We start from the raw sequence: 19,046 nt of genomic DNA, 5'->3' as shown, positions 1-19,046 counted from the left end.
CTACAACGAAACTCCAGAAGGTCGAGGAAATGCCCCGCAAAAAACCTACCAGGGGACGCGGGATCGATTAGTACCGGTCAAGCGAAAATTTCTCGCCCAGGTACCGCTTCCGCACTTCGGGGTCGGCCGCAAGCTCTTCCGCGGTGCCATGCTTTAAGATTTGCCCTTCGTATAGTAAATAGGCACGATCCGTGATTGCAAGGGTCTCGTGCACGTTGTGATCTGTAATTAACACCCCGATGCCGCGCTCCTGGAGGCCCGCAACGATGCCCTGGATGTCTTCGACGGCAATGGGATCCACCCCGGCGAATGGCTCGTCAAGCAACAGGAACCGGGGACGGGTGGACAGGGCCCGGGCAATTTCGGTGCGGCGGCGCTCCCCCCCGGACAGCTCGTATCCTTTCGACTCTCGCACCCGCTCCAATCCAAATTCCTGGATGAGCGACTCCACCCGGGCCGTACGGTCCTCGTCGCCCATCGACTGAAATTCGAGAACAGCGTGCAAGTTGCTCTCTACCGTAAGCTCCCGGAAGACGGAGGTCTCCTGGGCCAAATACCCCACCCCCCGGCGTGCCCGCTTGTACATCGGAAGCTGCGTGATCTCGTCACCCTCCAGGTGGATCGCCCCGTCATTCGGACGAATCATGCCCACGATCATGTGGAAGGTTGTCGTCTTGCCCGCCCCATTCGGCCCGAGGAGGCCCACGATTTCCCCCTGCTCCACCTCCAGGCTGACGTCGTCAACCACGGCCCGCTTGTCGTACCGCTTCGTGAGGTGCCGGGCGGCAAGCGTCGCCGGCTCTCCGGACACCTCTCGGTCCGTAAAAGACCCGTTGGGAGACGAGGCGTTCATGAGTCGGGGGTGGGGGGCGTATCGGTGGTATCAGCCGGTTCAGTTACGTGCGGGAGCGTTCGGAGGGAGTCGGGCACCGTCCCGGGGCGTGCTGTAGAATCCGGGGGAAGACGTCCCGACACCGGGTCCTGCCAGAAAAGAAGCGGCGTGGACTCGGTGGAGAACGGTCCACCGGGCACAGCCCGGGTGCTTGAGTCGGGCTGGGCGCTCCAGTCTCTCCCAACACCGGGTCGTGCGATTGGTCCCGCCCCGGGACGGCGGGGCTCGGGCGAGTCCCCAACAAGCCGTCGGCGGACCCGCGCATCACGAAGCAATTCTTTGGGGGTCGGGCGCCGGTCTGGGGTCCATTGAAAGCCCTCCAGTTCAAAAGGGTCCGGAATGGTCTCATTGTTCCGGTAGTACGTGGTCTGTGTGCCCCCGATGACGCTCACGCGCTCGACGCTCTCGTCGACGAAGCGAAGCGCAATGCGATCGCCGGAGGTACGGGCCGCCCCGTTCAACGAATCATTTTCGGCCGCCAGGAACCGGATGGCTCGGGCATTCGGGCGTGCACGAATGCGGCGGAGGGCCCCACCCCCAAAGAAGGCGGTGATGGTTTCGGCCTTCAGTTGCTGAATTCGATCCAGGACCGAATCCCGCTGGGCCGCAAATCCGGAGCCCCGCACGAACACCGTATCAGGGCTGCGGTCGCGGGCCCGCACCCGGATCGAGTCTCCCCACACCTGGCTGTCTTCGAACCACGTCATGGGCGACTGAAACAAGCGGGTCTCTTCGATCGGCAACGAGCTATCAGCCTGCGCCGTGGGGGTGGCCCACGCTCCTGGCGGCGCCTCGGAGGCGCGGCTGTCTCCCTGCTGCGCTGCGGTGCCGGGGCGGCGGGCCGTGTCCGCCGCGGCCGCACGAGCGGACGTGTCGGGCACCGGCTGGGCCCGACCTCGAGCCGGACCGGGGGAGGGGTCGGACTCCTCCTGCAATGTGTCCGGAGGCGGGCCCGAGGGCAGGTCTGGGCCACGCGACCCCGGCTGGACCCGCGCCGTCAGCGAGTCTCGGGAGGGGCGGGTGGTATCAATGGACACGTCGCGTCCGGCCAGGCTGTCAGGACTGGTGGCCACGACGCGGTCGTACACCGCCGAGTCCGCCACAGCGGACAGGTCGCGCTGCCAGATGCGCACCGAATCCACCGCCACCAGCCGACGATGCGTGTCTGTGCGGAAGGCCTCCAGCCGGCGTGCCCGGACCACCAACGTATCGCTCGGGGCCCCCGTCGAATCCATCCGAACGCGCACCAGAAGCGCGTCCCCCTCTACCCGACTGTAACGACGAGCCTCCCGGTTGTCCGCTCGGTCGCCGAACAGATACGTCCGCGCCGTGGTGTCGGCGTCCGCCTCGCCGTCTCCTTGTCGGTCAATGAAGACATTTCCGTAGGCAATGGACCGGTCGCGATCGCGATAGTACGTAAGCGAATCAGCGAGAAGCGTCACCCCCGGCTCGGTGAGGCGTACTCGCCCCCCGAACTCTGCACGCCCCTCGTCGGACCAGTAGGTCCCACGCTGGGCCTGTAGCTCGCGGTCGTCATCGACGAGGACGACACTGTCGGGAAAGACCGAGCGTTTCTCCGAGGCGTAGTACCGCGCACTGTCGGCCCGCACGTCCACATCCCCGTTCGTCAACCGCACCGCCCCTCGGGCATCTCCAACCTCCGTTGCACGGTCGTACCGCACGGTATCGGCGCGCAGGGTGTCGCCCCGCTCGTAAATAACCACGTCGCGGATAAACAAAAGATCGCTCCGCCTGAGGTAGCGCCGACCGTAGGCCGACTGCAACCGTGTGGTGTCCTGCCGGACGAAGACGTTCCCAAACATCTCCTGCACGCGCTCTCCGTTCAGCGAGTGTGTGCTCAGGGAGTCGGCGTTGACGAGCACACGCGAGGATTCACCTGTGTCGGACGGGGACGAAACGGGCCGGGGCGGAGCCCCCTCCTCACCGGTCGGCAACGAGTCCAGGCCTGCCGGCTCCACGCCGGTCGGGGCCACGCGGGACGTATCCTCTGTAGACTGCGCTCGAACGTCTCCCGTCGCCAACAGAACGCCTCCGAGGACCGCTCCAAGCACGGCGCGGCTCAGAAGGCACCACGTCCAATGGCCCAGTGACCCGGTCATACAAACCGTGCGGCGGGGAAACCTTGAAGACAGACAATTTGCTCGGCGGCGGGGTTTCTACACCAAAGCCCCCAGACAGGGGTTCCTCTCAGGACGGGTTGTGCTATAGTGCAAGGTATGTGCAGCACACCGAAAGGGGGCGCGTCTCTGCCCAAAAAGAGCTTCCGTGTACTCTAACAGACCTCGATTCAGAGCCCATCAACCGAACGGACCAGTTGCAATTGTCGGATGGATGGGCTCCAAGTCAAGCTTGGAGCGACGGCGAAGAAGTGCTTTCAGAGTGCTACCGGTCGAGCGAAGAGGCGATTTGCAGCCCTCAGGGCGCACGGCTACGGCTGAGCGTCGCCGTTGTCGTCTTCGTTCTCCACCTCCACCTCCGCCGAGAACCGCCCAAGCTGGTAGGTATCAAGGGTTTCATCTGCCACAAGCCCATTTCCTTGCACCACCTCCGACGGCGTTCGGATGCGCACGAACCGGCGGGTGCGGATCGTCCGGTCGGCCTGATGCCAGGTGAGTTTCTCACTTTTGAGTCGTTTGTTGTCGTCCGTGGTGACGACCACGTCCCGGTACGCATCCAGGATGCCTTTCTGGTCCTGAAACACCAGGCTGTCGGCCCTGACCGTCGCCGACGAGTCGCCCTCCTCATTGAACAGAACGACGCGTACCCGGGCGGAATCGCTCATGGAACGCCAGACGGAATAGGTGCTGTCCCCGTCCTCATACTGCTCCATGCGGCGGGCACGGAGGACCGCTCGGGGACGCCCCTTCTCTGACATCGCAAACTCAGCGTTCCAGCTCACGTGGGTCGGGGCCAACCCCCGGGCCGAAGCGTCCCGGGCCGAAGCGTCCGACTCAGTCCGGTGCTGGCATCCTGCACCGAGACTCCCCCCTGCCATCGCCCCAGCCAGGACCATCCCGAGAACAAGGTGCCGACCACGAGTGAAAGGGGCCACCATTTTCTGTGTACGGGTTGTGCTGTGTGTGAGGGGCGCGTCTCTTACGCCAGGACCGACCCGTACGTCTCTGCTTGTCAGAACGGGCGTGCGGTCCCTACTGCCAGGGCCCGTGTGTCCAGACGGGAGCCGCGAGGTGAGTTTCACCGGCGAAGCGGGCGCCGCGGGCCAAGCTCACGCGGTGCTGACGGCAACCGTTGCCTCTGGGGCGGCAGACGTGACGCATCTTTTCGAAGGCAGTCAGGCAAGACGCCCGCTGAGGGGGGCTCTTCATTGATTTCGGCCCTCGGCCCGCACAGGGTTCCGGACGACGATCACAGCGCTATGCCGAAGAGCGCGTGCTTCGAAAGAGTGTACACCTGCCCCACAACAGCGCGAGTCATTTAGAGGACTTCTCACGTGGCATCCGTAACAGTTTCCACTGATATTGCTTCGAGGAGGATCCCACGATTGCTTGTTCTCCGTTCCTTTTTTCAATCGAGGAGCAAGGGGGTTTTCCGTCACGCCATTTCACAGTCTGGATCTTGTCTCTTACATTGGCACTGAATTTGCTCCGATTAGGTGTTGAGTTTCTTCACGGGTCAAGAAGACGAACGCTCCGCCCCAAATTCAGATCCACCCTTGGGTTCAACCCCGTCGTCCTGAGCAAGCGTGAAACGCCTTGCCCAGGGCCGGACGTGCTCCCGAAGCTGCTCCCCCGAACCGAGCACGGGTATTTTTACACGGCATCCCTGTTGGCCGCGCCTCCGCCAGATTCAGGGCGGTTCCCCCCGCCGACACGTGCCCCGGAACGCTACGCTGCATACGTCCCAAACTGACGATTTTCCGTTCGCTTGATGATGCACCCGCGGTTCATTGTGCACAGTGTTGGGGGTCCAAACAGTCCGTGCTCGTCTTTCCCCAGCAACCGGAACCTCTGAGGCTTCTGCGTAGCAGCCCTCGGGTACACATTTTCTTCACCACTTTCCGTCCAGACGATCTGCTTTATCATCATGAGCTTCGACGCTGAGACTGCTTCTTCCGAGACCGTCATCATTCACGTCGGGGAAGCCCTTGACTTTCGGAACGCGGACGACTTTAAGGCGACGTTTCAGGAACACGTGGATGAAGGAATTCGGCAGTTCATCCTCGACTTTTCCGACACGGAGGTGCTCGACTCTACCGGTCTCGGATCGATCTTCTCGTTGTACCGGGCTGTCTCACCGGACGACGGGAAGGTCGCCTTCGCGGACGTCTCTGAGCCGGTTCAGGTGGTCGTGCAACTCACCCGCACGTACAAAGTCTTTCGTCAGTTTCCGTCGGTAGAGGCGGCACGAGAGGCCTTTGCGGGGTAGTCGTCCAGCCGCACCCGGGCTTTTGCATCGACGGCGGCCTCTCCTGTTGGATTCAGATTCGGCTCTATGGAGTCCCTCACGAAGACGTACACGGACCTCGACCGTGCAATCAACGAGGTGCGATCCCTTTCCGAGGAATGGCCAGCCTCCTCGGAAATCGTCACACTCGACGACGAGACCCTGCACTGCACATGTCTTGTGCTCCACGAGTGGATCGCCAACCTGCACCAACACGCTCGGTTTCAGAAAAACACCCCCATGGTCAAAATCCAGTTGACCTGCGAGGCCGGCCGGGTTGCGTGTTTCGTGCTCGACAATTCGGACGGCTTTGACCTCACGTCTTATCTCCCCGCCGACGATGAGGATTTAGAGCCCTTCCCTGAACGGGGCATGGGGCTCCGAATCATCGAGACCTGTACCGACGAACTGTCCTACGCGCCGACGGAGGACGGTCTTCACTGCTTCGAATTTATCATCCCCGCCGACCACGATCCATGGATGAACACACTATTCTAATTGTCGAGGATGACAGCACGGTTCGGGAGCTTCTGAAGTACCGCCTCGGCAAGCACTACGAGGTCTACACCGCCGTGAACGGCGAAGAGGCCCTGGATCAGATCGAGGAGGCCGTCCCCGATCTCATCATCTCGGACATTATGATGCCGAAGATGGACGGCTTCGCGCTACAGTCGGCCCTGCAAACCGACAAGAACACACGCGTCATCCCCTTTATCTTCCTTACGGCCCGCGCCGACGAGGAGGCGCGCCAGCAGGGCGAACGGAAGGGCGTCGACGACTACATCACGAAGCCCTTCGACATGGAAACCCTGCTCTCTCGCGTAGAGCGCCTCCTGGAACGCATCGATATGTTCCAGACCCAGCTCGACGCAGAAATTGGGCGGGACTTTTCCAATCGCCTGCTCCCGGACGAGACGCCCGAGGTGGACGGCTACACGCTGGATGTCCACAGCGAGTCGCGAGAGCAGGGAGGCGGCGATCTTTTCGACTGGACCGAGACAGACGAGGGCACCTACTTTCTGACGATCGGGGATGTGATGGGCAAGGGCCTTCGGGCGAAGTTTTACGCCTTCAGCTTCCTGAGCTACGTGCGTGGCACCCTCCACACCTTGCTGGAGGAGTCGACCTCCCCGGCTGCGTTGATGAGCGAGCTGAACGACATGCTTCTCAACGACGACGTGCTGGAGGACACGTTTGCCACGTTCCTCCTCCTCCACTGGGACCCCGACGCTGGCACGGTCACGTACGCGAACGCTGGCCACTGCCGGCCTGTGCTCGTCACCCCGGAGGGGGCCGAAATTCCCGAACATGGCGATCTCATCCTGGGGCTGGAGGAGGACGTGTCGTTCTCGGAAATGACGCTCGACCTCGCCCCCGGCTCCGCGCTCGTGTCCTACACCGACGGCCTCACCGAACAGCGCACTGAGGACGGCGGGATGCTGGGCGAAGATGGAGTCCGGGAGCTTGTCCTGGAGGCGTACGACCAGGAGGCCCCCATCGAGGCCCTCCTGGACGGCGTTCTCTCCCAGAGCGCCTCCGACAGTTTTGAGGACGACCTTCTCGTCGTCTGGCTGCGGCACTTGGCTGAATAACCCTTCCTTCGGCGGCTCGCTGGACGTTCAGCCACAGCTCAGCCCGGCAGTTCAGGCCGCCTCCAGCGACGCTGTCTGGTCTGCTGTCTTGGCCCGACGGGCTTGGTAGTCCGTCTTCAGAAGGGCATACAGGCCTTTGTTCCAGTAGCGTCCGTCGCGGCGCAGATAGTCCCGGGCCGTTCCCTCCTTTGCAAACCCCATCCCCTCGACCAGGTCCCGCCACGCCGTGTGATACTCGAACGTCTCTGCACTCACACGGTGCAGGGCCAGTTGGTCGAAGCAGTACGAAAGCAACAGCTCGAACGAGTCGCGGCCGTAACCACGCCCCCAGTAGTCCCGGTCGCCAATCGTGATGCCAACCTTTGCGCGTCGGCTATGGGGACTGATGTGCGTCGCATACGCCACCCCGATAAGCGTCCCCTCATCATGGGTGTGGACTTCAAACGTCCGGTGCGACGGGGCCGGGTCCTCACACATGCGTTCAAACCGAGCCTTGAACGCCCCGAACGACTCCTCCTCATACGGAACTTCGCTGTCGAGGCGGTTCAGTTCCGGGTCGTTGTTCCAGCGGAAGTGGGTGTGGATGTTCTCCATCTGGAGCGGGGTAAATTCGACCTGCGTTCCGCGCAACGGTGTGACTTCGTGGACCGGAGAGGGAATATCCATCATGGAAGCGCTTCCAACTTTTCGGAGAATGACGAGCGTTGCGGTCAAAGTTCACTGTTACTGCCTAAAGAAACGCGTGCGTCCGCCGAATGCAAAAATTTGGGGCAGGGGGTACAGGCGGCTGCACCAACTCAATCCAGATCTCCCGGGCGTTCAGCGCCGGTTCTTCCTCTCCTCCCGGGCCCATTGGCGCAGGACCTCGTAGTTTACTTTTAGTTGCCCTTCCACCGCCCGTTCGGGCATCTCGTAAAACGCGTCGGGGAGCTTAAATCGAGGAAGCGAACCTGACAGGACCCGTCGCCAGGTCTCCGGTCGCAGGGGGCCCTGAGCCTGGATGAAGCCCACCGGACGCCGTCCGTACTCTGCGTCGGGAACCGCCACGACCGCCGCCCGCTCGACCGCCTCGAGTTGTTCGAGGGCCGCCTCAATCTCTTCTGGCTGGATGTTCTCCCCCCCGGAGACGAACTGTCGGTCGATGCGCCCTTCCACGTGAAGGCGTCCCTGAGCGTCGAAGCGCCCCACATCTCCGGTTGGGTACCACCCATCTACACGCGGGTCGCGGAGGGTGCCTTCTTCGAGTCGTCCAATGCACAGGGGGACTCCGGCGACCAAGACGTGTCCGTCCTCCGCAATCCGGACGCGGCGGTGCGGAAGGCGACGCCCAGCGGTCTGCAGGTCCGCGAGGGCCCCTCCCGGGGGGGTGGTGGTCACCTGCGAGGCCATCTCGGTAGAGCCGTAGCTGGTGTGGAGCGGCCACGACCGGGCGTGTCCTCGACGCAGGAGCCCTTCCGGGATCGGGCCGCCCCCCACGAGCACCGCGCGCACCCACTCCGGCGCCTGTCCGTCTCGGGCCTCCAGGAGGCGACGCAGCTGGGTCGCGACGAGGGACAGGTGCGTCGCCCCCGTTCTGGCCAGCGCCCCCGACACGGACGCGTCTTGATCCGGGACCGCGACGGCCGCCCCGGCGAGCGCACACCGGACGAGGATGGCCAGGCCCCCAACATGATACAGCGGAAGGGAAAGCAGCCACCGATCCCCGGCCCGAAGCGGCACGTTGGCGTTGGCCCCCTTCGCACTGTACAGATGGTTCGCCCACGAATGAAGGACGGCGGTCGGGCGGCCCGTGCTGCCGGACGTAAAGAGGATGGTGGCTCGACGATGAATGGGCCGGCCCGTCGCGACTGAACGGCCCGAGGCGTTCCGGACCACCAGCGATTCAGGGGACTCCGCCTCAGTCCCACCATCGGCCAGCACATCAGGGTCCCGGGTAATGAGTCCCCGAACACGGAGCCGTTTCGCAGCGCGCCGGACTTCTGCGGCCGGAAGCCGGGTACTGATGGGAGTCGCCACGGCCCCCTCCCGCCACAGCGCCCACAGGAGCACCACGAACGCCGGGCCTCGGGGAAGACGAAGCGCCACCCGCGTGCCGCCGGCATAGCCGTGCTCACGCAGACGCGCCCCGGTCGCCGCGACCGCCGCATCGAGCTCCGCGTACGTCCACCGCCGGGAGGGCGCCCAGAGTGCCAGGGCGTCGGGACGCGCCTGGGCGTGACGACGAAGTGGACATGGAGCACGCGGGCCGAAAGCCATAAGGCAGGATCAGGCTGAAAATTGTTCGACGAGGTTGAGCCGATCCCACGCGATGCGGGAGGTCGAGGGCGCTGCGACGGAGGCCACGTCCACGTTCGGCCCCCCGAGCGGAAGCGGTGGGGTGTACACGTCGGCCGCGAGGCGATCGTAGGTGGACAGGCCGACCGGGACCTCCGGGCCAGTGGCCGCCAGGGCCACGAGCATTCGAAGCCCAACCCCAGACTCGTACGCAGCACTGAAGACCGGGGTCGCATCCGTCTCCTGCGCAGCCCGGCACCAGGATTTCGTCTTTACGAGTCCGCCGAGAAGGGTCGGCTTGAGTACGACGGCTGACACATTCGGGCCGTCGAAAAGGACCTTGGGCGTCGTTTCCCGAGTGGTTTCGTCGAGCGCAACGGAAAGGCTCGTCTTCTCGATCAGATCGTTCAGGCGAGTCGGATCGGCGAGCGGCTCTTCAACATAGGAAATCCTAAGATCCTCAGTGGCTCTCCCAAACGTCAAGGCCTCGTCGAACGACCAGGTGCGATTGGCGTCTGCACGAAGGGCAACGGAATCGTCAAGGGCGTTCCGGATTGCCCGCACTCGGTCGATGTCGTCCTCGACGCCCCCCTGCCCCACCTTCACTTTGAGGGCCCGGTAGCCCTCTTCCTGCCGCCGAACGGCCTGTGCGGGACCGTTCGCCACGGAGCGCGGAAGAAGGGCATTCAGCGTCACGGTGCGCCGCGGCGTCCCGAGCACCTCAGCCACAGAGCCCGGACGGGCCGCAGCGGCCAGATCCACCATGGCACTTTCCATCGCAAACCGGAGGGACGGGGGGGCGCTGGCATCGAGGGGACGCGCTCGCAGCGCCTCTTCGAGCGGCTTTCGTTGAACATCCGGGAGGCCCTTGCCCATCCACTGCGGAAGCACAGTGCGGGCGTGCTCTTCAACCTCCGCCAGCGTCTCGGGACTGAAGCCGGGCAACGGCGCGGCGTCGCCCCACCCCACATGTCCCTCCGTTGTTTCGACGCGTACGAGCCCACCTCGGCGCCGGGTCACCTCGTCGTCCCCGAGTTGGAGCGGCGCCGTCAGGGGGAGTTCGTACCGGTAGAAGGCCCCTTCCGAAATAACCACAGGCACGGGAGGCATCAGAGATTCCAGCCAACGACGAACAGAAGGGCCCAGAGCATGAGAATCCGCCCTGTCGCCCCGAGCAATGGGTTCAGCTTCTTGGGGGCCCGCGTCCCGACCATCGTCCGAATCGGCCGGATCGTGAGCGGAAGCAACACGAGGGGCAGCGCCGCCCACGGGTGGGGAGCCCCCGCCATGCCCGCCGCGAGCCCCCCCGCAAGCAGCAGGGCAGCCACCAGACAGCCCCCGTACGCGACCCCCCCAAAACGGCGGCCGAAGCGCACGACGAGGGTTCGCTTGCCCGCCTCGCGGTCCTCGGCCAGGTCGCGTACATTGTTCACCAGCAAGATGCCAATCGAAAGCAGCCCAGGCCCTGCCCCCGCCAGGAGCACGTCCACGGGCAGGGAGAGCGCCTGCACGTAGTAGGTCCCCCCCACCGCCACCGGCCCAAAGAAGACGAACACGAACAGATCGGCGAGTCCCAGAGCGGCCAGCGAGTAGCGGCCCGCGGTGTACCACACGGCTGCGCCGATGGACGCGAGGCCCACGACGAGGATGGGCCACCCACCTCGCACGATGAGGTAAAACCCCGCCAGCACAGCGAGGCCAAAGACAAGGATCGTGGCCCGCCGCATCGTCTCCGGCGCCACCAGGCCGGCCTGCGTGACCCGAAGCGGCCCCACCCGATCCTGGGTGTCTGCCCCCTGCACGAAGTCGGCGTAGTCGTTGTGGTAGTTGACCCCCACCTGGATGAGAATGGCGCCCACAAGCGCCAGGGCCGCTGAAGGAAGGTGCCACACGCCCGCTTCAACGGCCATGCCCGTCCCTACGAGGACGGGAGCGACGGCCGCCCCGAGCGTCTTGGGACGGGCCGCCCAGAGCCAGACGCGGGCCTGGCGGATGTCTTGGGCGTTTGTCGAGTCGTCCATGAGCAATCCAAACAACCAGAAAAGAAGTGTCCAATTCCATCGCGTGTCACAACGCTGGACGGAACGAGGTCGATCCCTGTCCAGCCCCCACCCAGGAACCTCAGTGCGGTCGAAAAATGTTGTGTTCTTGCGGTCTTCCCTGCTGACATTCGCCCCCGCGGAGGCCATTTTTCAGAACGCTCTTCAGTTCACCACTCTCCACGCCCCCATGCCGTCTCGCCGAACATTTCTCCGTCAGTGCGGCCTTGCACTCGCCGCCTCCCCCGTCTTGTCTTCCCTTCCATCCTGGCTCTCCTCCGCAGACGGCTTCGAGTCGCTCCGGGGAGGGGTCGGGACCTTCACCCAGCGCGGCGGCACCATTGGGTGGCTCGCCACCCCCAACGGGCTCGCGGTCGTGGACACCCAATCCCCCGACTCGGCGCCCGACTGCTGGACGGGCCTCCAGAATCGGTCCCAGGGCCCCCTCTCCCTCGTGATCAACACGCACCACCACGGCGATCATGTCGGCGGCAATGGGGTGTTTGCACAACACACCGACCGCCTTGTGGCCCACGCGAACGTGCCTGACCTGATGCGGGCGAGTGCCGAGGACGGAGCGGCCGACGACATGACCTATCCCACCGACACGTTCGAGGAGACGTGGTCCGAGACGGTCGGCAACGAGACGCTTCGGCTTCGTCACCGCGGCCCGGCGCACACGGGCGGCGACGCGATCGTCGTCTTCGAGAACGCAAACATCGTCCACGTGGGCGACCTTGTCTTCAACCGGGCGTACCCGTTCATCGACGTGGCGGGCGGGGCCGACTCGAAGAACTGGATTTCGAGTCTCGAAACGATTCACGATGCGCTTGATGACGATACGATCGTCATCCACGGCCACGGCAACCCGGAGTTCGGCGTGACCGGCGGGCGGGAGGACCTGCTCGTGATGCGCGACTTCCTCAAGGCGCTCAACGAGTACGTCACCCAGCAGCGCCAGGCGGGCGCCTCTCTTGAGGAGATGAAACAGACGGAGGTGCTGGAGGGCTTCGAGGCCTTCAACTTCGACTGGGCCCTTTCGCTGGCCGACTGCATTGAGGCCGTCTACCGGGAGCAAACGACGGGATGAGACGCAGGACGCAGCGGAAGCCTCGGGCGCCTGCGGGGTTCTCCCTGATCACCGCTCCTCCACGGCGCTCTCGACCGCCGCTTCCAGGCGGTCGTGCACTTGCCGATTGGCCGCACGGTCGGTTTGAATTTCGATGAGCGCCGACTGCTCGGACCGACAGGCACGAGCGTAAACGCGTCGCAGTCCCGATGGCGACTCGGGGTGGTGGTACGGCAGATCGAAGGTCGCCGCCGCGTCCTCGAAGTCCCGGCCGTGGGGCGTCGTGAAGTATGGATCGAACTCGTCGTGCTCGCGGATGGGCAGGAAGTGGAAGATGCCCCCGCCGTCGTTGTTGACCACGACCACGACGACCTGGCGGTCCTGGAGGAGGGCGAGGCCATTCAGGTCGTGCCACAGGGCAAGGTCACCAATGAGGAGCGTCACGGGGCCGTCGCGGCCCGTCGCCACGCCCGCCGCCGTCGCCACCGTGCCGTCGATGCCACTCGCCCCCCGATTTGCGTAGGCCGGCCCTCCCGGCCCGGTGGGGCTGGCGTGTCGGTTGAGGTCCCGGACCGGCATGCTGCTGGCCGCCACGAGGGCGTGATCCGACGGCATGTCTTCGCTCAGGACCGTCGCCACGAGCGGCTCGGTGAGCGCATCCGTCTCATCCGCGTGCGTCCGCACAACGGCTTCGGCCCGATCGCTCGCCGTCGTCCAGGCAGTTCGCCAGTCGGTCGCGCTCGGCCTGTCGTCGAGCCGTGCAATAAGCGCGTCGGTGAATGCGGGCACGTCGGCCTCGACGTGATGGGTGACGCGGTGGTCCGGGTCGATACGGGACGGGTCGGGGCGCACCACGGCCCACACCTCCGGGGCGCTGTCGCGGAGAAAGAGGCGCAGCCGCTTCGACGCAAAGCGCCCGCCCACCTGCAGCACGGCCTCCGGCCCGTGGGCCTCGCGGAAGGTGTCGGAGGTGAGCACCAGGTCGCCGTACGGCACCTGTCCAGCGCCCTGTCCCGTCCCCAGCCGGAGCCGCGAGGTGAGGTCGGGCACGAGCGGCCACCCCAGGTGGGTCGCGAGACGTTGCACAGCGTCCGCCGCGGCGGCGGTGTCGAGCCGCCCCGCCACGACGAGTCCCTTCTCGGTGCCGCCGAGCTTTCCGGCCAGGGCCTCCACCTCCGGGCCCGAGGGCGTAGGGACGGGCGTGGGGTACTGCGTGTACGGCTTCGCGCCCACGGCCCACTCTTCCACCGCGGCGGGGACCGAAATAGAAGACTCCGACTCGACCGGCTCCAGGGGCTTCCGAAACATGCAGTTCACGTGCACCGGGCCCGCGGGGGGGCGCCGGGTCTGATGCAGGGCCTGGTCAGCCGTCGTCAGGACGTACGCGGGATCGATCTCGCCGGACGGCGGGGGGACGTCGGCCTGCCACCGCACGTAGTCCCCAAAGATCTTGACCTGATCGATCGTCTGGTTGGCCCCGGTGTCCCGCAGTTCCGGGGGCCGGTCGGCCGTCAGGAGGAGCATCGGGACACCGTCGACGGAGGCCTCCACCACGGCGGGCAGTCCGTTGGCGACGGCGGTGCCGGAGGTGGTGACCCAGGCGGCGGGCCCCTGCCCCGCCCGCGCTGCCCCCAACGCCGCAAACGCGGCCCCCCGCTCGTCCACGTGCAGGACGGAGTTCGCCCCCGGGTGGCGCGCGATGGCAACGGTAAGCGGGGTGGAACGAGATCCCGGCGCGACGAAGAAGGTCTCGACGCCGTTCCGCACGAGCTCCTCGACGAACAGCTGCGTCCAGCGGTAGGTAAGATTGGGCGCGTCGAGGACGGACCAGGAAGGATCGGCCACGGGGAAGCGCAGTTGGTGAGGGGAATCTACCGGGAGGGCGTCCGGGGATCGGCCACGCCCATGATGGCAGCGAAGTCGCCGATCTTCTGCTCGATCTCCTCCCACTCCCGATCCGGCACCGACCCCTCGACGATGCCCGCCCCTGAAAACAGGTTGATCTGCGTCTCTTCCACGAGGCCCGCCCGAAGGCCCACCGCAAACTCTGCGGCGTCTCGCCCCACCCATCCCACCGGGCCGGCGTACCACCCCCGATCGAACGGCTCCTGGGCACGGATCGCCGCCACCGCGTCGTCGGTGGGCACCCCGCCCACCGCGGGCGTGGGATGCAGCGCCCTCAACACATCTGTCGTCGTCGCGTCGGAGTGCAGTGTGCCGGCAATCCGTGCATGAAGGTGCCGTCCACGGGCCAACGCGAGCTCCCCCGTTTTCTTCGGCACGCGGACGGTGCTACAGACTGCGGCGAGGTCGTCCCGGATGGCGTCTCGGACGAACGCATGTTCTCGCCGCTCCTTCGGGCTCTCCAGGAGTTCCTTTCGGAGGGCCACATCCTCTACCTCCGTCTCCCCCCGGGGCCGCGTGCCGGCCACCGCCTCACTGACGACGGCCCGTCCCTCCCGACGAAACAGGCGCTCCGGGGAGGCTCCGACGAACGCCGCCCCGCCCGCCGGGCGCACCGCAAAGTGATAGCACTCCGGCGTCGCGGGCTCCAGGTGGCTCAGCACGAGGAGTGGGTCCATCGACGCGCCGAGCGAAAGGGCCACACGCCGGGCCAAGACCACCTTGTCGAGGGCCCCTCCGTCGATTGCGTCGAGTGCCCAGCGCACCATTCGGGTCCACTCTTGGTGGCCCGGCACGTCCTGTCGCTGCCGGGGCCGGGGCAGGGCCGTGTGCTCATCGGGCACGGGCAGGGCCACCGCGTCCAGGGTGCTCAGAATCTCATCGACGCGGTCGGCGTCCCGAGGCAGCACCAGGGTGCACGCGAGACGCAGGGCATCGCCCACCTCTACGAGCTCGAACCGAGGCAGAACGAAGCGGTACGTGCCGAACGGTGCCCACCGCTCATCGGGACGCTCCTGCGCCGAGGGCTGCCCGGCATCGAACCGGAGCCCTCCGTAGTACCGAACCTGCGGCCCCGCCTCCGCAAGGCGCTCATCCAGGGCGCGCCCCAGGGCCTCGTACTCGATGGGGGCCGTGTGGCTCACCACGACGTCCGCGGCCCCACAGGCCGCCACCGTGCGGTCCTCGTTTCGTCCCGACCAGTAGACCGCCTCGGGGACCGGTCGGGCCCGAACCCAATCAATCGGCCGCACGGCTCCCGGGACCGGCACGCTCACGCGGACCGTGTGGGGGGACACCGACGATTGAACCGCGGCACGGATGCGGTCCGCAAGGGCCGCCCGGACGTCGCCGGCCCTGTCGATGTCACGAAGGACGGTGGGATCGAGATCGAGCATGGAGGTGCACGCAAGAAAACGGAGTGCGGATGAACGAGGACGGACGGCGCGCCCCACACGCCGTCCCCCACAGGTCGCGGGGGGGACCCGCTAGGAGGCCTCAACCGACGCGCCGTCGCTCGAGAGATGGGCCGTGCAATTGAGCTTCCGGGCCCGCACGCGTCCCTCTTCGCAGATCACGTGGTTGACGCATGTATTGGCGTGGTCGAGGTCGGGCATGTGCTCCAGCCCATACCCGTCGAGAAGGGTTGCGAGCAGCACGCGCAGGTACCGGCCGTGCGTCACGACGAGGGCCGCCCCCCCGGCCTCTCGCGCAAGGATGTGCCGAAGCGCGTGCCGGGCCCGCCCCTGCACATCCCGAATAGACTCGCCTCCCGTCGGACCACGCTCGTACGCACCGTCCCGCCAGGCCGACTTGAGGGCCTCAACCGACGCATCCCGCTCTGAAGACGGCGCCTCGCCCTCAAAAACCCCCCAGTCCATTTCGCTCAGGTCTCGCAGGTACGTGCGGGAAAGCGGCGCGTGGTCCGCCGCCAGGATGTCGGCGGTCTGTATTGCCCGCCGAAGCGTACTGGCGTAGAGCGCATCGATGTCCGCCGACGCAAAGCGACGGGCCAGCGCCTGGGCTTGCTCGCGACCGGTTGCATTCAATGTGCTGTCAATGCCGCCCCCCTGCATGATGCCACGCCGATTGTACTCGGTCTCGCCGTGCCGCACCAGGTACAGGGTGGTGTGCGAGCTCGGGAGGACTGATCGCAGACCGTCACGCATAGAGGTATTGTGGGGAGGCGTAGGGAAAACTGATGCCGCTCAGCCGGACTGTGCTTTTATGTATCGTCCGTGCCCGACTTCTGATGGCTGTGCAGGTTGTTGAGAATGTTTTCGGTAATGTCGTCCACCTGCGGCAGGGAAAGGCGGTGCTTGAGCGCCACCCGCACGATGAGCCCCCGCAGCACCTGGTCGGCCACCGGCAGTGGATAAAGCACTCGCCGCAAAGGGCGCACGATGTACCCGATCGCCCCTCCCAGCACCCCCCATCGAAGGAGCACAAACCCCAAAAGCCCCACTCCGAGGGCCGCGTACATCTCCGCGGCCGCAAGGGCACTCATCGTCGCCACGTAGTAGAGCGCCTGCGCGAGCACATGGTCGAGCATCGACACAAGCCGAACCGCTAGGAGGCTCGGGAGGGCTGGACTCAACAGGGCCCAGGCGACAAACAACAGGACCGCGCCCCCTCCTGCCCACTCTACGGGAAGACTCCATAGCATCCCCGGCAGCGCCCACGCCACGACAGTTCGGGCGGACTCGATCCAGGTGTCGGCCCAGCGCAGCAACTGGCCCAGCGGCACGTGATCGAGCACCGTCCCGGCGTACTCCTTCACATCCTGCTCCCTCACGTGGTACCACCGTCCGCCTTCCGTGAGGAGGCCATACGGCGTGTCGATGTACGGGGTCGAAGAGCCCTCCATCTGGGCCGGGGCGTAATGATCATTCCGCGACGCAGCTGACAGTCCCTTTGCGGACGTTGCAGCGGACCAGAACGTACAGGGGTCCGGGGGTGCGGTTTCAACGTAGACTGAAAGTTGACGACTTCCCCTTCCGGGCCGTCGCACCCGTCCCGCCACTCGGGAAAACCCTCTACACAAGAGCTTCCGGTTAGCCGTCCGGTTGCAGAACCAGCTCGTCGCCCACCCGAATCCGAAACTGGGGGGCTTCCATTCCGGCGGCCTCCAGGGCCGGCCGGAGCATGGCTTGCAGGGCCCGTGCGGTATTTACGCGCGGCTGGGTGGCAGAGTCGAGACGTCGTTCCACCTGCTCTCGAAAGGCTCCCTTCACGGCCCCCAGTGCCCGTGTGCGAACGGCCTCGGGCATGTCCGACGGAAGCACTCGGATCCACCCGCTCGCCTGCGAGCGCACCTCCAGCCGGGCGAGGTCTGGCTCCACGCTGTGGACGGACAGTGACGGGAGGGTGACGCCCACCCGCCCATTCTCCTCCACCGCGATCATGGACGGATCGAGCGCCCGCACATCAAAGCCGTAGGAAACCGTGCCGGGGACCCGGACCTGGGTTTGGGATCCCCCCTGCAGGAGCGGAAGGGCGCTCGGTTGGGTCTGCCGCAACAGGTACGTGATCCATGAGGGCGTGAGGTACTGCGCCGAGTCGATCCGCACCGTGACCCTTACGTCCAGCGTGCCCGTCACGAGGAACGAGGCCGGGGCCTCCTCCTGAATCGTCGTGAGGACGGTTTTTTGCACCCTCGTGTCCGATGGGCCCTGTTCCCACAGCAGGAGCCCCACCGACAAGAGGACCCCCACAATTACGCCGCCCCCGACGGCAGCACGCACATTTGAGGTCATGGTCGACGACAACGAAAAATGCCGGCGAGATGTCGAGCGGGCGTCGGGTTACAGCCCGAGCAGCACGAGGGCAAGACAGGCCAAGGCCAGCCCGATGCGGTTGGGGCGCGAGAGCCGCTCCCCCCAGACGGTGACCCCGAGCAGGGCCGCGAAGACCATGATGGCAATGTTGTTTGCCGGAAAGACGAGCGGCCCCGGCAGCACCTCGATGGCACGAAGCAGAAATTCGAGGGACCCGTAGTTCACAATCCCCAGCAGGACGCCCCAGCCGAGGGCTCTTGGGGTCGGCCAGTGGCCCCCCTGAAGCCCTCGCCGCACCACAATCACTGCCCCCACGAGGAAGGCCACCCCGAAGGCCAGGAGCAGAAACAAGACCCGGCTGTTTCCGGCCCCAAAGCCCTCCTCGAACGCTTTCATCGACACGTCCACCGCGCCCCCGGAGCAGAACGTGAGGGCCAGCACCCCTGCGGCGTGCCAGTCAACTCCCGACAGCACCGACCGGGGCTCCACTGGGCCCTCGGGGTTGGAGGCAGGGGAAACGCCGGCCGGCACAGGCTTGGGCGCTGAGTGCTGATGGGCCAGCAGAAAGAATGCCCCCATTGCCAGAATCATTCCGAGGCCCTGTGCAAGGGTCGGCACCTCGTCCCATACCCCCCACGACGCCAGAAAGGGCACGACGACAGAGACCCGCATCACCCCAATCGCCAGTGACATCCCCGCCACCTCGGTGGCCCACGCCAACACAAAAAACCCCGCAATCAGCACGCCCCCCGTTCCCGCCCCCAGAGCAAGCAGCTCGCCAGACAGGGTGAGGCCCTGATCCACCTCTCGTCCCCCCAGGCCCAGAAGGCCCAACGCAACGGCGACGGCGGCGGCGTAATTCACCGTCAGGAGGGCCGTCCGGTCCAGCTGCTGCCGCCCGGCCTGCTTGAAGATCATGCCGATGGCCACGCTGCACGCAACGGCAAAGACCAGAAAGATCATCGGTTGGGGTCGGGGGTACGTTCTGGATCGACGGTCGTCTCCCAAGAGGCGTGCCGGGGCGACCTCTTCCACTCTGCTACGCTATGTAAGCACGCAGAAATACGTTTATTCGAG

17 protein-coding genes are annotated in these 19,046 nt (G+C 65.7%); 4 read left to right on the top strand and 13 right to left on the bottom strand.

Annotated elements, in window-relative coordinates; genetic code table 11:
- Positions 1–67: 67 nt before the first annotated feature.
- From lptB to lptC, 3 genes are all read right to left on the bottom strand, one after another.
- The gene (gene lptB / locus V5A20_RS00085; protein WP_332314337.1) at positions 68–853 is read right to left on the bottom strand and encodes an LPS export ABC transporter ATP-binding protein; all 786 of its coding nucleotides are present in this window, start codon (positions 851–853) and stop codon (positions 68–70) included.
- Complete coding sequence (locus V5A20_RS00080; protein ID WP_332326497.1) at positions 850–3,012, bottom strand: OstA-like protein; 2,163 nt, start codon at positions 3,010–3,012, stop codon at positions 850–852. The genes lptB and V5A20_RS00080 overlap by 4 nt, the downstream gene beginning before the upstream one ends.
- A 329-nt stretch (positions 3,013–3,341) precedes the next feature.
- Positions 3,342–3,908 (bottom strand): LPS export ABC transporter periplasmic protein LptC, encoded by a 567-nt coding sequence (gene lptC, locus V5A20_RS00075; RefSeq protein ID WP_332314424.1) that lies wholly within the window; start codon positions 3,906–3,908, stop codon positions 3,342–3,344.
- Between the two features lie 1,049 nt (positions 3,909–4,957).
- On the opposite strand from lptC, the gene V5A20_RS00070 reads away from it, so the two are divergent.
- From V5A20_RS00070 to V5A20_RS00060, 3 genes are all read left to right on the top strand, one after another.
- A complete protein-coding gene (locus tag V5A20_RS00070; protein ID WP_332314335.1) occupies positions 4,958–5,299 on the top strand; it encodes an STAS domain-containing protein in 342 nt (113 codons plus the stop codon).
- A 66-nt stretch (positions 5,300–5,365) separates the two neighbouring features.
- Positions 5,366–5,815, top strand: a complete 450-nt coding sequence (locus tag V5A20_RS00065; protein ID WP_332314334.1) for an ATP-binding protein — start codon at positions 5,366–5,368, stop codon at positions 5,813–5,815.
- The gene (locus V5A20_RS00060) at positions 5,794–6,909 is read left to right on the top strand and encodes a fused response regulator/phosphatase (protein WP_332314333.1); all 1,116 of its coding nucleotides are present in this window, start codon (positions 5,794–5,796) and stop codon (positions 6,907–6,909) included. Before V5A20_RS00065 ends, V5A20_RS00060 begins: the two co-directional genes overlap by 22 nt.
- A 51-nt stretch (positions 6,910–6,960) precedes the next feature.
- Here V5A20_RS00060 and V5A20_RS00055 read toward each other — a convergent pair whose 3' ends face one another.
- The 4 genes from V5A20_RS00055 to V5A20_RS00040 all read right to left on the bottom strand — a co-directional run bounded on the left by V5A20_RS00055 (position 6,961) and on the right by V5A20_RS00040 (position 11,204).
- Positions 6,961–7,575, bottom strand: a complete 615-nt coding sequence (locus tag V5A20_RS00055) for a GNAT family N-acetyltransferase (RefSeq protein WP_332314332.1) — start codon at positions 7,573–7,575, stop codon at positions 6,961–6,963.
- A gap of 153 nt (positions 7,576–7,728) precedes the next feature.
- The gene (gene menE / locus V5A20_RS00050; RefSeq protein ID WP_332314331.1) at positions 7,729–9,165 is read right to left on the bottom strand and encodes an o-succinylbenzoate--CoA ligase; all 1,437 of its coding nucleotides are present in this window, start codon (positions 9,163–9,165) and stop codon (positions 7,729–7,731) included.
- 9 nt (positions 9,166–9,174) lie between these two features.
- The gene (gene menC / locus V5A20_RS00045) at positions 9,175–10,293 is read right to left on the bottom strand and encodes an o-succinylbenzoate synthase (RefSeq protein WP_332314330.1); all 1,119 of its coding nucleotides are present in this window, start codon (positions 10,291–10,293) and stop codon (positions 9,175–9,177) included.
- Complete coding sequence (locus V5A20_RS00040) at positions 10,293–11,204, bottom strand: 1,4-dihydroxy-2-naphthoate polyprenyltransferase (RefSeq protein WP_332326496.1); 912 nt, start codon at positions 11,202–11,204, stop codon at positions 10,293–10,295. Before V5A20_RS00040 ends, menC begins: the two co-directional genes overlap by 1 nt.
- 208 nt (positions 11,205–11,412) lie before the next feature.
- On the opposite strand from V5A20_RS00040, the gene V5A20_RS00035 reads away from it, so the two are divergent.
- Entirely contained in the window at positions 11,413–12,312 is a 900-nt protein-coding gene (locus V5A20_RS00035; protein WP_332326495.1) for an MBL fold metallo-hydrolase, read from the top strand.
- Between the two features lie 48 nt (positions 12,313–12,360).
- Here the strand turns inward: V5A20_RS00035 and menD are convergent, their stop codons facing one another.
- The 6 genes from menD to V5A20_RS00005 all read right to left on the bottom strand — a co-directional run bounded on the left by menD (position 12,361) and on the right by V5A20_RS00005 (position 18,932).
- Entirely contained in the window at positions 12,361–14,136 is a 1,776-nt protein-coding gene (gene menD, locus V5A20_RS00030; protein ID WP_332326494.1) for a 2-succinyl-5-enolpyruvyl-6-hydroxy-3-cyclohexene-1-carboxylic-acid synthase, read from the bottom strand.
- Between the two features lie 26 nt (positions 14,137–14,162).
- Complete coding sequence (locus V5A20_RS00025; RefSeq protein WP_332314984.1) at positions 14,163–15,590, bottom strand: isochorismate synthase; 1,428 nt, start codon at positions 15,588–15,590, stop codon at positions 14,163–14,165.
- Positions 15,591–15,680: 90 nt separating this feature from the next.
- Positions 15,681–16,361, bottom strand: coding sequence for a histidine phosphatase family protein (locus tag V5A20_RS00020; protein WP_332314983.1), 681 nt, complete (start codon positions 16,359–16,361; stop codon positions 15,681–15,683).
- Between the two features lie 56 nt (positions 16,362–16,417).
- Entirely contained in the window at positions 16,418–17,059 is a 642-nt protein-coding gene (locus tag V5A20_RS00015) for a hypothetical protein (protein ID WP_332314982.1), read from the bottom strand.
- A 187-nt stretch (positions 17,060–17,246) separates the two neighbouring features.
- On the bottom strand, positions 17,247–17,936 hold the full coding sequence (locus V5A20_RS00010; protein WP_332314981.1) for a DUF4230 domain-containing protein: 690 nt from the start codon (positions 17,934–17,936) through the stop codon (positions 17,247–17,249).
- Between the two features lie 60 nt (positions 17,937–17,996).
- Positions 17,997–18,932, bottom strand: coding sequence for a hypothetical protein (locus V5A20_RS00005; protein WP_332314980.1), 936 nt, complete (start codon positions 18,930–18,932; stop codon positions 17,997–17,999).
- Positions 18,933–19,046 lie beyond the last annotated feature (114 nt).

The sequence above is a fragment of the Salinibacter sp. genome (genome assembly GCF_036626415.1).
Classification (GTDB): Bacteria; Bacteroidota; Rhodothermia; order Rhodothermales; family Salinibacteraceae; genus Salinibacter.
Note: the sequence above shows the minus strand (reverse complement) of the source record. Positions and strands in the feature narration are given on the sequence as shown.